We start from the raw sequence: 13,130 nt of genomic DNA on the forward strand, positions 1-13,130 counted from the left end.
CGCAGGGGCGGGCACGAAACCCAGGAGGAATACACCATGCAGAACCGATCAATGAAGATGCTGGGCGCCTCGGCCGCCCTGGTTTTGGGACTCACCGCATGTTCCGGCGGAGGCGCCGGCAGTGACGGCGGCGACGGCGGCGGTGACGCCGACGCAGCACCGGAGGACATGACAGTCGGCGTCGCGATGCCGACCCAGACCTACGAGCGCTGGCTCAATGACGGCGCCTCGGTGGAGGAGGGACTGGAGGAGCTCGGCTACACCGCAGACCTGCAGTTCGCTGACGACGACATCCCCACCCAGCAGCAGCAGATCGACCAGATGATCACCCAGGAGTATGACGCGCTGATCATCGCCTCCATCGACGGCTCGGCGCTGACCAGCCAGCTCGATGCCGCCGCGGCGGCAGACATCCCCGTGATCTCCTATGACCGACTGCTGACCAACAGCGAGAACGTCGACTTCTACGTCACCTTCGACAACTTCGCCGTGGGCCAGGAACAGGCCAATGCGCTGCTCTACGGACTCGGCGTCTTCGATGAGAACTTCGAGGAGGCCGAAGATGCTCCCGAGGAGACGCTGAACGTGGAGCTCTTCGCCGGATCCCTGGATGACAACAACGCCCGTTTCTTCTGGGACGGTGCGATGGATGTGCTGGAGCCCTATATCGAGGACGGGACCCTCGCGGTTCCCTCCGGCCAGACCACCATTGATCAGGCCGCCACCCAGCGCTGGGAGCAGGAGACCGCCCAGGAGCGCATGGAGAACCTGCTCACCAGTGACTACCGCGGCGAGGAGGAGCTCCACGGTGTGCTCTCCCCGGCAGATCCGCTCTCCCGCGGCATCATCAACGCTCTGCGCAGCGCCGGCATGGGTGATGACATCGAAAGCGGTCTGCCGATCGTGACCGGGCAGGACGCGGAGATCGCTTCGGTCTCGCTGATCGCCGAGGGCGTGCAGCACTCGACCATCTTCAAGGACACGCGCAACCTCGCCGATGAGGCCGTCAATGCCGCGGACGCCTTCCTCAACGGGGAAGAGCCTGAGGCCAACGACACCGAGAGCTATGACAACGGCTCCGCTGTGATCCCCTCCTACCTGCTGCCGGTGGAGATGATCCTGGAGGAGAACTACGAGGAGATCCTCGTGGACTCCGACTTCTACACCGAGGAACAGGTCGAATCCGGCCAGCAGTGATCGAACACTGAGCACGATCTGTCACTGAGCTGAGCACCGCTCACCAGTTTCGCCGGTCGGGTCCGGGGTGAAAGCCCCGGGCCCGACCTTCGGCAGAGGTCCTAAGGAGGGCCCATGAATGAGAACATCCTTGAGATGCGCTCCATCACCAAGCGATTCCCCGGTGTGGTGGCGCTCCAAGACGTGAATCTGCAGGTCCGCAGGGGAGAGATCCACGCTGTCTGCGGCGAGAACGGAGCCGGCAAGTCCACTCTGATGAAGGTGCTCTCCGGCGTGCACCCCGCCGGCACCTATGAGGGCGAGATCCACTTCGAGTCCAAGCAGGTGAGCTTCTCCTCGCTCAATGACTCCGAGGACCTGGGCATCGTCATCATCCACCAGGAGCTGGCGCTGGTGCCCCACCTCTCCGTGGCAGAGAACATCTTCCTCGGCAATGAGAAGAGCCGCGCCGGGATCATCAACTGGCACGAGGTCAACCTGGCGGCCGCAGATCTCCTGGAGAAGGTCGGTCTCCGTGAGAACCCGGTGACCCCCGTGGGTCACCTCGGCGTGGGCAAGCAGCAGCTGGTGGAGATCGCCAAGGCGCTGAGCAAAGACGTGAAGCTGCTGATCCTGGACGAACCGACGGCAGCCCTGAACGACGACGACTCCGCACACCTGCTCGGCCTCATCCGAGACCTGCGGGAGGAAGGCGTCACCTGCATCATCATCTCGCACAAGCTCGGCGAGATCGCCGCAGTGGCCGACTCCACCACAGTCATCCGAGACGGCAGCACCGTGGAGACCATCGACATGGCGGAGGCCTCCCGCAATGGGGAGGACCTCACCAGGCGGATCATCCGCGACATGGTCGGGCGCGATATGGAGAACATGTATCCGGGACGGGATGTCACCCTCGGCGAGGAGGTCTTCCGCATCGAGGACTGGCACGTGCGCCATCCGACGCAGCGCGATCGAAAGGTGGTGGACGGGGCCTCGCTCAACGTCCGCGCCGGCGAGGTGGTCGGCATCGCCGGCCTCATGGGTGCCGGGCGCACCGAGCTCGCCATGAGCGTCTTCGGCAAGTCCTACGGCCGCGACATCTCCGGAACCGTGTACATGCATGGGAAGCCGGTGAAGATCGAGAACGTCTCGGATGCGATCAAGGAGGGCATCGCCTATGTCAGCGAGGACCGCAAGCGCTACGGGCTGAATCTGATCGACGACATCCGTCGCAACATCAGCGCCTCCGCCCTGAAGCGGATCGCGCCGCGTGGATGGATCAACGAGAACGAAGAGATCGCAGTGGCCGAGCGATACCGCAGCTCGATGAACATCAAGGCACCCACCGTGATGTCAGTCCTCGGCAAGCTCTCCGGAGGCAACCAGCAGAAGGTCGTGCTGAGCAAATGGCTCTACACCGAGCCCGAGCTGCTGATCCTCGACGAACCTACCCGCGGCATCGACGTCGGGGCGAAGTACGAGATCTACTCGATCATCAACAAATTGGCGGCCTCCGGGAAGGCGATCATCGTGATCTCCTCGGAGCTGCCCGAGGTGCTCGGCATGTGTGACCGCGTCTACACGCTGTCCTCCGGTCAGATCACCGGGCAGCTTCCCGTGGAAGATGCCACCCAGGAGCGCCTCATGGAGCTCATGACTATGGAGAAGGACTGAGGCATGACCGGTACATCTAATCTCATCGAGCTCCTGACGCGAAACCTGCGTCAGAGCGGCATCTACATCGCCTTCGTGCTCATCGTCCTGCTCTTCACGGTGCTCACCGGCGGCACGCTGCTGAGCCCGGGAAACATCACGAACCTGGTGCTACAGTACTCCTATATCCTCATCCTCGCCATCGGCATGGTGATGATCATCGTCGCCGGCCATATCGACCTCTCCGTAGGTTCGGTGGTGGCGCTCACCGGTGGTGTGGCCGCCGTCGTGGTGATCCGAGAGGGGATGCCGTGGTGGGTCGGTGTCATCGCCGCCCTGATCACCGGTGTGCTGGTCGGCATCTGGCAGGGCTTCTGGGTGGCGATCGTCGGGATCCCCGCGTTCATCGTGACCCTCGCGGGCATGCTGATCTTCCGTGGTCTGGCCATGCAGGTGCTGGACAACGTCTCGCTCTCTCCGTTCCCGGACGAGTACCGACAGATCGCCGGCGGCTTCTCCAACGGGCTGCTCGGCGGACCCGGGTATGACCTCTTCACCCTGGTGATCTTCGCTCTGGCTTCGGTCGGCTTCGCCGTGCAGCAGTGGCGAGGACGGATGCGCAAGCTTGAATATAAGCAGCCCGTGGAGGCCCTGTGGCTCTTCGTCATCAAGGTGGTGGTCGTGGTCGCCGTGATCATGGCCTTCGGCTGGCAGCTGGCCAACTCCCGCGGCATGCCGTACGTGCTGGTCCTGCTGGCCGCGCTGGTGCTGATCTACGGATTCGTCACGCAGCGCACCGTCTTTGGGCGCCACATCTACGCCATGGGCGGCAACCTTGACGCCGCCAAGCTCTCCGGCGTCAAGACCAGGCGCGTGAACTTCCTGCTCTTCGTCAACATGGGTGTGCTGGCCGCCGTCGCCGGCATCGTCTACTCGGCACGCTCGAACTCGGCGCAGCCCGCCGCGGGCAACATGTTCGAGCTGGATGCGATCGCTGCCGCGTTCATCGGCGGCGCGGCGGTCACCGGCGGCGTCGGCAAGGTTCAGGGCGCCATCATCGGTGGCCTGATCATGGCGGTGATGTCCAACGGCATGCAGATCATGGGCATCGACCAGTCCACGCAGAACGTGGTGCGCGGCGTGGTCCTCGTCCTGGCCGTGGCCTACGACGTCTGGAGCAAGAAGAAGGCGAGGGTGAGCAGCTGACCCGCTCAGCACGATGAACGATGAACGCTGAAGGCCGCTCCGGGTGAAGACATCGGGGCGGCCTTCTGCGTTCCCGGGTCCGGCCGTCTGCTGACCGCCTTCGGGCTGTCCCGGGGCGCTCCCTGATCGCCATCTGCGGGCCGGCCGCCAGGGCGTCGCAGCGCAGGAGACCTGACCGGTCATGCGCTGGGAGCATCGTCCGATAGCCATCGGGTCTTCTTGAATCGATTTATTGATAGTGTTCCAGATCACAAGTAGGCTCGAAACAGCGGGTCCCGGGTTTTACCAGCCCGAGGATTGAAACGATTTACCACTTGCACATCGACGTGAGGGATCAGATGAAAATCACGAAATTCTCCAAGCTGGCGGCGGCGACCACCATCGGCGCACTAGCCCTGACCTCCTGCGGCGGCGGGGGGGATGCCGAGGGCACAGCGGAAGATCCTGTGGAGCTGCGCTTCGCGTGGTGGGGTTCCGAGGACCGCAATGCAAGCACCCAAGAGATCATCGATGCCTTCGAGGAAGAGAACCCCGGCATCACGGTCGAAGGCAGCTACAACGACTGGACCGGCTACCAGGACCAGCTCGCCACCCAGGTCGCCTCCGGTGACGGTCCTGACATCGTGCAGCTCGACGACGAATTCATCAGCGAGTACGCCGACCGCGGGTCCTTGCTCGAACTCACCGACGTGGACACATCCGAGATCGCTCCGGCGGTGGTCGAGGGCGGCCAGGCCGACGGCACGCAGTACGCGATTCCCACCGGTGTCAACGCCCTGGTCATGATGGCCAATCCTCAGCTGTTCGAGGAGGCGGGTGTCGAGATCCCCGACGACACCACCTGGACCTGGGATGACTACCTGGAGATCAGCGAGACCATCCACGAGGAGACCGGCGCCTACGGGACAAACAAGCCCATCGCCCAGACCATGATGATCTGGCTCCGTCAGCACGACAAGTCAATGTTCACGGAGGACGGTGGGATCGGCTTCAACGAGGAGGACGCCGAGGAGTACTTCACCCTGCTGAGCGACATGATGGACTCCAACGCGCTCGCCAGCGCCTCGGAGCTGGTCGAGGAGGAGTCGCAGACGTTGGAGGCAGCGCTGATCGCCACCAACCAGGCGGCCATGGGCATGTCGTGGACCAACCAGCTTCCGGTCATGTCTGAGGCCTCCGGCAATGAGCTCATCCCACTGCGCTTCCCGAGCCCCACCGGAAACGTGGAGGACAACGGCCTCTGGTTCAAGAACACGATGCTCGTCGCTGCCACAGCTTCCACTGACTACCCCGAAGAAGCACAGATGTTCATCGACTTCATGATCAACTCGGAAGAGGCTGGCGAGGCCAACCTCATGGATCGTGGACTTCCTTCCAACCTTCAGGTGCGTGAAAGCGTCCTGGAGTCGGTCGAAGGTCAGGATCTGGTCGCCGCCGAGTTTGTGGCGGATCTCGATGACGAGATCACCGACTCAGAGGTGCTGCCCCCCGTCGGATTCACCGGCATCTCGGATGCGTTGACGAACCGTCAGCAGGATGTCTACTTCGACCGGATGACCCCCGCTGAAGCGGCCGAGTCCTTCGTCGCGGATGTTGAAGAGATCCTTGCCAGCAACGAGTGACCAGCTGAGCATCTGATCGGCAGATCCAGCTGAGCAGCCCGCCGTCGTCCCCCCGGCACACTCGGAGGGGGCGGCGGCGGGCCTGTGTCCGAGCAGCCTTCCAGGCTGCGCATGAGGGAGATTGAGACCAGCATGACGATGACCGAGATTGAACGCCTCCACTCCGGGTTCCGGAATCCTGACCCCGCGGCCCGAGCCATGATGCGCTGGTGGTGGTTCGGCCCTGACGTCGCGCGGGGGGACCTGTTGCGAGACCTGAACGACATGGCTGCGGCGGGCATCGGCGGAGTCGAGTGTTCCTTCGTGTACCCCATGGAGGCAGCCAGTGACACGTTCCTCTCGGACACGTTCCTGGCCGATCTCCGGTTCGCCGCCCAGGCGGCACAGGATCGTGGACTGCGCTTCGATGTCACACTCGGCTCGGGCTGGCCCTACGGCGGACCGCACATCGATGAGTCCACCGCTTCCCGACGCCTGCACTGGGAGCGCGAAGAGGTTCTGATGCAGGCCCAGCGCATCCCGATTCCACGCGCGTGGGCCAGCGACCGGTTCATCGCGGGATATATCGGGGAGGGCACCCGGTGGGAGGCCCCTGCTTCCTATACGCAGCTCCAGCGCGAGGGTGATCACCTCATCGTCCCTCCCGGCCGCGGGCCCCGCGTGCTGCTCATGGCGATCAGCCGGCTCAGCGGCCAGACGCTCAAGCGCGCGGCCAGCGGTGCCGAGGGCTGGGTCCTGGACCACATGAACCCGGCCGCCGCCAGGGCGCATATCCAGGCTGTGGCCGAGCCGCTGGTCGCCGCAGCAGGAGCGGAGCGCATCGGCACCGTCTTCTGCGACAGCCTTGAGGTCTTCAACGCTGACTGGACCGGCACCCTGGTCGAGGAGTTCTCCGACCGCCGTGGATATGACCCGTTGCCGCAGCTCTGGCAGCTGACCCTTGCGCAGGGGGCGGGGCGCGAGTTCCAGGCGGACTTCCACCGCACCCTGACCGAACTGGTCGAGGAGAACTTCGTGCAGGTCTTCGGGGAGTGGGCGCGATCCAGGGGGCTCAGCTTCCGGATCCAGTGCTACGGGCAGCCCCCGGTCACGATCAGTTCGTATCGTCACGCAGATGCGTTCGAGGGCGAGGGATGGGGGTGGGACACGATCACCGCCTGCCGCTGGGCCAGTTCGGCGGGGCAGATCTACGGCAAGGAGGTCATCTCCTCCGAGACCTGGACCTGGAATCACTCCCCCTCCTTCCGATCCACGCCGCTGGACATCCTCGGCGAGGCCCACGACCACCTGCTGATGGGCATCAACCAGTTCGTCGGTCACGGCTGGCCCAGCTCGCCACGACCCGAGACAGACCCGCACTCGCCGGCGGCAGCAGAGCTTGGACGTGTCTTCTACGCCTCGGCGGCCCTCGACTCACGCAACGCCTGGTGGGACACGGCTCCTGCGCTCTGGGGCACGCTGCACCGGCTGTCCTGGCTCATGCGCCAAGGGCATCGGCTCTCCCAGGTAGGCGTCTACCTGCCTGCCCGGGACATCTCGACAGGCTTCGGCGGGGCGGGGCGGGTGGACCTGTACAAGGAATCGAGGCTCCACATCGGCGACGATCTCCCTCACGCCATCCGCACCTCGGGTCTCGACTTCGACCTCTTCGACGACGACGCCGCAGCAGTCCTCGATCCCGCCAGGTTTCCGCTCGTGGTGCTTCCCCACGCCCGGGAGATCCCGCCGGAGACGATCGCCTGGCTGCACGCGGTCGAGGAGGCGGGCGGCGTGGTGCTGGACCTGGGGGGCGCGGCCGGAATCGGTCTGGCCATCACCGACCCAGATGTGGTTCCCGACCACCTTCCCATCACGACCGAGGTTCCGGTGCGAATCCTCCCTGGAGCGAAGCTCGTTTCGGGCGTGGAATCGGGGGTGGCGAAGAACGAGACCGTGGCCGTCACCACCCGGGCCGTGGGAGCGGCACGGGTGCACTTCGTGGCGAACACCGGCCAGGCCACGACGGAGGTGGAGTTGATCCTGGCGCCGGCCGGATCGATCGGGAGCGCGGCTCACGACCGCGTCGTCGAGCGCTGGGACGCCGAGACCGGAGCAGTGCACATGATTCAGCGCTCCTCCGGGCGCGTCCAGCTGATGCTGGAGGCCTATGAGGCCGTGGTGCTGGTCGAACATGGGGAAACCTCCCGAGCGGAGAGTGCCGACAGTGCCGCATTCACAGGTGCCCCGGATCCGCAGCCCCAGCGGGTCAGCATCGACGGGTGGAGAGTCCAGTTCACCGACCAGGACCACTCACAGCCGGTGGAGCTGCCGCATCAGTGGGAGAAGGACCCGGCTCGCAGCCTCTACTCCGGGACCGCGGTCTACACCGCAGCAATCGAGATCCCCGACAGTGCGCACAGCGTGCTGCTGGATCTGGGTCAGGCGAAGCCGCATGCACTCACGGACCCAGAGGCTGCGGGACTGATGGAGGCGTCCTTCAGCGCAGAGGTGCTGCCCCCGGTCGGCGCAGCGGCGAAGGTGCTGATCGACGGCGAGGAGGTCGGATTCCTCTGGAAGACGCCATATCGCATCAACCTCACCGATCGGGTGCGACCGGGAGGCACCCACGAGCTCGCGCTGGTCGTCTCCAATGTGACCAGCCATCGCCTGGCCGCGGACGCGGGGATTCCTCGCCTCGTGGCCGAATCTCAGCAGTCCTTCGGCCTCCGCTTCGGCATCCAGACCTTGGACCTGGCGCTCGCCGATGTGGCCTCGGGCCTGCTGACCAAACCCACGCTAAGCATCACTTGAGCAGAAGTGATACGTCTGCGGTATCACTGCATGTCGAAGCGGTCACGCATCTGATCGAAACTGCGTTGACGTGTCCTGAGTCACACACCTACAGTCAAGGGCAACCGCTGTCCCAGTGACGTGATTCACCACTGACCTCTCTTCTGGGCCGGCGCAGCATTCGCACCGTTTCACTCAATGAAGAGGACACCATGAAGAACTTTCGGTACACCAAGCTCGCCGCCGCTGCGCTCGTCGGTGCTGTCGCGCTGACCGCCTGCGGCGGGGACGCCGGCGGCGACGGCGGAGACGAGAACGGCGATGTCACCCTTCGATTCAGCTGGTGGGGATCCGACACGCGGCACCAGGCCACCGAGGAAGCCATCGAGGTGTTCAACGAATCACACGACGGCATCACCGTGGAAGGCGAATATGGCGACTGGGGAGGCTACTGGGACCAGCTGGCCACCCAGGCTGCGGGCAATGACGCCCCGGACATCATCCAGATGGACGACAAATACCTGCGTGAATACGCCGACCGCGGCAGCCTGCTCGACCTCTCGGACGTGGACACCTCCGAGTTCGACCAGGGCACTCTGGACAACGGTCGCACCGAGGATGGTCTCTTCGGCATCACCACCGGCATCAACTCCCTCGCCATGGTGACCAACCCCGACATCTTCGAAGAAGCCGGGGTGGAGATGCCCGATGACAGCTCGTGGACCTGGGAGGACTTCGCCGAGATCTCGGCCGAGATCAGCGAGAGCGGCGATGACGTCTACGGCACCAACAACCCCAATGAACCAGGCTCGTTCCAGGTCTGGCTGCGTCAGCAGGACACGAACTTCACCACCGAGGACGGCGAGCTCGGCTTCGACCAGGCTCAGGCCGCCGAATACTTCCAGTACTGGCTCGACATGGTCGGCAACGGCATGGGCTCGCCGTCGGAGCTCGCCGAGAACCAGGCCCAGGGTCCCGACCAGTCCATGCTGGGCACCGGCACTGCCGCGATGGCCTCCTGGTGGACCAACCAGCTGGGCGGCCTCACCGATGCCTCGGGTGCTGACCTTGAACTGCTGCGCTTCCCCACCCAGGACGGCAACACCGACGAGAGCGGCATGTGGTACAAATCCTCGATGATGCTCTCCGGCTACGCCGGCACTGATCACCCCGAGGAGGTGCAGACCTTCATCGACTGGTTCGTGAACTCCGAGGAGGCCGCAGACTTCAACGGCTTCGACCGAGGACTGCCTGCGAACGCGTCGATCCGTGAGTACGTCTTGGAAGATGCCTCGGAGCCGGATCAGAAGACCGCCGACTTCATCAGCGACATCGAATCCGAGGTGGAGGCCCAGGAGGTCGAGCCCGTTCCGGCTCTGGGCTTCTCCTCCCTGCAGGAGATCCTCTACCGCTATGAGTCCGAGGTCTTCTTCGAGTCCATGACTCCGGAAGAGGCCGCCGAGGCCATGATCGGTGAGATGGAGGCCGAGCTGGGCTGATCCGGTCGGGGAGCTGCGCGCTCCCTGTCCAGGACTGCAGAGGGAGGGGATGGCCGAGCAGGTCATCCCCTCCCTCTGTGTCGTCATGTCGCCATGTCTCTGTGTCTCTGTGTCTCTGTGTCTCTGTGTCGCCATGTCTCTGTGTCGCCGTGTCTCTGTGTCGCCATGTCTCTGTGTCGCCATGTCTCTGTGTCGCCGTGTCTCCGCGGCGACGGGTCTGTGATGATGATCAGGTGAACACCGAAGAAGTCCTCCAGCCGTCAGTGATCTCCTCCGAGTGGGCGCCTGTGGATGACCAGCGCCTCGGCCTGGGGGAGGGGGCGCGCTTCCTGCAGGACGGGCTCCCGGGGCAGGCCGCTGGCACCGCCGAGGGGGATGGGCCCGATGCACCTTCCGTCCATCACTTCATCCTCGTGGACATCCTGGACGGCGACTTCTACTCGACCACGGCGGAACCAGGTTCCGGACTCACCCGCCGCGCACACCTCGATGAGCCGCTGGGGGCTCTCGCCCCGCTGGGCGGTGGAGATCGTCCTGCCCAGTCGTCCGGGGGGCGCTCGGCTGCCCGGGCAGAGGGCGAGTCGCAGACCGGCTGGGTGGCCGCAGTCGGCGAGGGTCTCGTCATCCTTGATCAGACGCCGAGCGGGGAACTGGTGATCACCGAACTCCTCGGCAAGCCGGCGGCCGGCAGAGCACAGGTCCCGCTGCGCATGAACGACGCCGTGGCCGATCCGCACGGACGGTTCTGGGCCGGGGCGATGACCTACGACGGAGATCCGGGGGAGGGGATTGTGCTCCGTCTGGACCCGGACGGCTCCATCCACATCGTCCTGGAGGGTCTGGCCATCCCCAACGGCCCGGCCTTCACCGCCGACGGCGACACCATGTACCTCTCGGAGACCACCACGGGATGGATCCGCCGATTCCCCGTGGATGTCTCCAGCGGCGACCTCGGCCCGGGGGAGGATTTCGTCCACGTCAGCGAGGGCGGGCCCGACGGCATGACCGTGGATGCCGAAGGATGCCTCTGGTCAGCGGTCTGGGGCGCGTCATGTCTGCACCGATATTCCCCTGCCGGAGAGCTGCTGGAGCGCATCCCCGTGCCGGTGCGTCAGCCGACCAGCATCGCGATCAGTTCCGTGGCTCCCTACCGGGTGATGGTCACCTCGGCCACCCAGCACCTCGACTCGCCCACGCGTCATGATGGCCGCGTCATCACCGCCGAGGTGAACGTGGCCGGGCGAGCGGCCGTAAGCTACACCCGCAGGCACGCTTAGGGAAGAACAAGAAGGCAGAACGTTCCAGGAAGGAACCACGTGGAGAAGAGTCGCACCCAGGAACAGCAGGGGGTCCAGATGAACTGGGCCAAGAACCTCACCTACTCCGCGAGTCAGCTGGAGCGGCCTCGCACCGTGGCCGAACTCAGTGAGATCGTGGCCGCCTCGGACCGGGTCAAGGCCCTGGGCAGTCGGCACAGCTTCAGCTCCGTGGCGGACACGACCGGCACCCTGATCGAGCTCAGCGCCATGCCACGCATCTTCGAGCTCGATGCCGAGGCGCACACCGTCACGATCGATGCTTCCACCCGCTACGGGGACCTGGCCGCCGCGCTCCAGGCGCGGGGCTGGGCGCTGCCGAACATGGCATCGCTTCCACACATCACCGTCGCCGGCACGGTCGCGACCGGCACCCACGGATCAGGCGACCGCAATCCGCCGCTGGCCTCCTCGGTCCGCAGCCTGGACATGGTGCTCGCCGATGGGAGCCTGCGCACCTTCACCCGCGGGGCGGCAGACTTCGACGGTGCTGTGGTCAGTCTCGGCGCCCTGGGCGTGGTCACCCAGCTCACCCTCGATGTGATCCCCAGCTTTCAGCTGCGCCAGGACGTCTACGCCGGTGTCGGATGGGACGGGGTGCTGGCCGAGTTCGACGAGCTGACCGCTTCCGCGTACAGCGTGAGTCTGTTCACCCGATGGACCGGTGAGGACTTCGGTCTGGTGTGGATGAAGTCCACTGCAGAGCCTCCGGCTCAGGTTCTCGGCGTCTCTGCACTGACGCAGGACATCGGCCTCGCCGAGGGCCCTGCCGAATATGCCACGGACCAGTGCGGGAAGTGGGGCAGCTGGGACCAGCGTCTGCCGCATTTCCGTCTGGACTTCACGCCCAGCAACGGCGAGGAGCTGCAGAGCGAGTATCTGCTGCCGCGCGAGCACGCGGTCGAGGGGCTGCGCCGCATGCGTGCCCTCGCCGCAGAGATCGAGCCCCTGCTGCTGATCAGCGAGATCCGCACCATGGCCGCGGACGAGCAGTGGATGAGCGGAGCATTCGACCGGGACACCGTCGGATTCCACTTCACCTGGCGCCAGCGTCCCGCAGAGGTGTCAGAGGTCCTGCTGAAGATCGAGGAGGAGCTGCTTCCGCTGGAGGCGCGCCCGCACTGGGGCAAGCGCTTCGTCACCACTGAGATCGTCGGCCTGTATCCGCGAGCGGATGATTTCCTCGAGCTCGCAGCGCGGCTCGACCCCGCCGGCACCTTCCGCAATGACTTCCTGGAACGCATGTTGTTCAGCAGAGCTGCCGAGAAGAAGGAGTAGAGAAGATGTGGTTCGACACCTGGGCCGACCTGGGGCGGGTCCTGCTGATCGGGGTCGCGGCCTATGCTGTGCTCGTCGCGGTGATCCGGCTCTCAGGCAAGCGGACGCTCAGTCAGCTCAATGCCTTCGACTTCATCGTCACGGTCGCCCTCGGCTCCACGCTGGCGACGATCCTGCTCAGCAGCGATGTGTCATGGACCGAAGGTGCATCCGCGCTGATCCTGCTGGCAGGGCTCCAGTTCGTGCTGGCGTGGATCTCCTCCCGTGTGCCGGCCTTCCGGACGCTGATCACGGCACGCCCGGCGGTCGTCCTCTGGCACGGGGAGATGCGTCCGGAGGCGCTGCGGCGGAACCGGCTCGCCGAATCAGAGGTGTACCAGGCCGTGCGGAGCAGCGGCTCGGGGGATCTCTCCACGATCGCCGCTGTGGTGCTGGAGACCAATGGCAAGCTCAGCGTCATCTCCAGACAGAGCCAGGGGGACGGCTCGGCGCTTCAGGACCTCTGAGCGTCCAGCATTCGGCGCAGCGCGCAGGGTCTCGCGGTGACGTGTTCCACGCCACTCGGCGTATTGTTTCTTCGGACAACATCATCGTCGCCGTGAGGGAGT

At 65.1% G+C, this 13,130-nt stretch carries 9 protein-coding genes; all 9 read left to right on the plus strand.

The window, feature by feature from the left end; all coding sequences use genetic code 11:
• The first annotated feature begins 36 nt into the window (after window positions 1–36).
• The 9 genes from chvE to H4W27_RS12180 all read left to right on the plus strand — a co-directional run bounded on the left by chvE (window position 37) and on the right by H4W27_RS12180 (window position 13,028).
• The gene (chvE, locus tag H4W27_RS12140; RefSeq protein ID WP_192596160.1) at window positions 37–1,197 is read left to right on the plus strand and encodes a multiple monosaccharide ABC transporter substrate-binding protein; all 1,161 of its coding nucleotides are present in this window, start codon (window positions 37–39) and stop codon (window positions 1,195–1,197) included.
• Window positions 1,198–1,311: 114 nt separating this feature from the next.
• Entirely contained in the window at window positions 1,312–2,853 is a 1,542-nt protein-coding gene (mmsA, locus tag H4W27_RS12145) for a multiple monosaccharide ABC transporter ATP-binding protein (RefSeq protein WP_192596161.1), read from the plus strand.
• A gap of 3 nt (window positions 2,854–2,856) precedes the next feature.
• Window positions 2,857–4,038: a multiple monosaccharide ABC transporter permease gene (gene mmsB, locus H4W27_RS12150; RefSeq protein ID WP_192596162.1), complete on the plus strand. Its 1,182-nt coding sequence runs from the start codon at window positions 2,857–2,859 to the stop codon at window positions 4,036–4,038.
• Window positions 4,039–4,376: 338 nt separating this feature from the next.
• Window positions 4,377–5,660 (plus strand): ABC transporter substrate-binding protein, encoded by a 1,284-nt coding sequence (locus H4W27_RS12155; RefSeq protein WP_192596163.1) that lies wholly within the window; start codon window positions 4,377–4,379, stop codon window positions 5,658–5,660.
• A gap of 132 nt (window positions 5,661–5,792) precedes the next feature.
• A complete protein-coding gene (locus H4W27_RS12160) occupies window positions 5,793–8,450 on the plus strand; it encodes a glycosyl hydrolase (protein ID WP_192596164.1) in 2,658 nt (885 codons plus the stop codon).
• A gap of 191 nt (window positions 8,451–8,641) precedes the next feature.
• The gene (locus H4W27_RS12165) at window positions 8,642–9,928 is read left to right on the plus strand and encodes an ABC transporter substrate-binding protein (protein ID WP_192596165.1); all 1,287 of its coding nucleotides are present in this window, start codon (window positions 8,642–8,644) and stop codon (window positions 9,926–9,928) included.
• 233 nt (window positions 9,929–10,161) lie between these two features.
• Window positions 10,162–11,205 carry an SMP-30/gluconolactonase/LRE family protein gene (locus H4W27_RS12170; RefSeq protein ID WP_192596166.1) on the plus strand — a complete coding sequence of 348 codons (1,044 nt, stop codon included), beginning with the start codon at window positions 10,162–10,164 and terminating at the stop codon, window positions 11,203–11,205.
• A 39-nt stretch (window positions 11,206–11,244) separates the two neighbouring features.
• Entirely contained in the window at window positions 11,245–12,522 is a 1,278-nt protein-coding gene (locus tag H4W27_RS12175; RefSeq protein ID WP_318782352.1) for an FAD-binding protein, read from the plus strand.
• A 5-nt stretch (window positions 12,523–12,527) separates the two neighbouring features.
• Window positions 12,528–13,028: a DUF421 domain-containing protein gene (locus H4W27_RS12180; RefSeq protein ID WP_192596167.1), complete on the plus strand. Its 501-nt coding sequence runs from the start codon at window positions 12,528–12,530 to the stop codon at window positions 13,026–13,028.
• Window positions 13,029–13,130 lie beyond the last annotated feature (102 nt).

Origin of the sequence: Nesterenkonia lutea, from assembly GCF_014873955.1 — a bacterium.
GTDB classification, from domain to species: Bacteria; Actinomycetota; Actinomycetes; order Actinomycetales; family Micrococcaceae; genus Nesterenkonia; species Nesterenkonia lutea.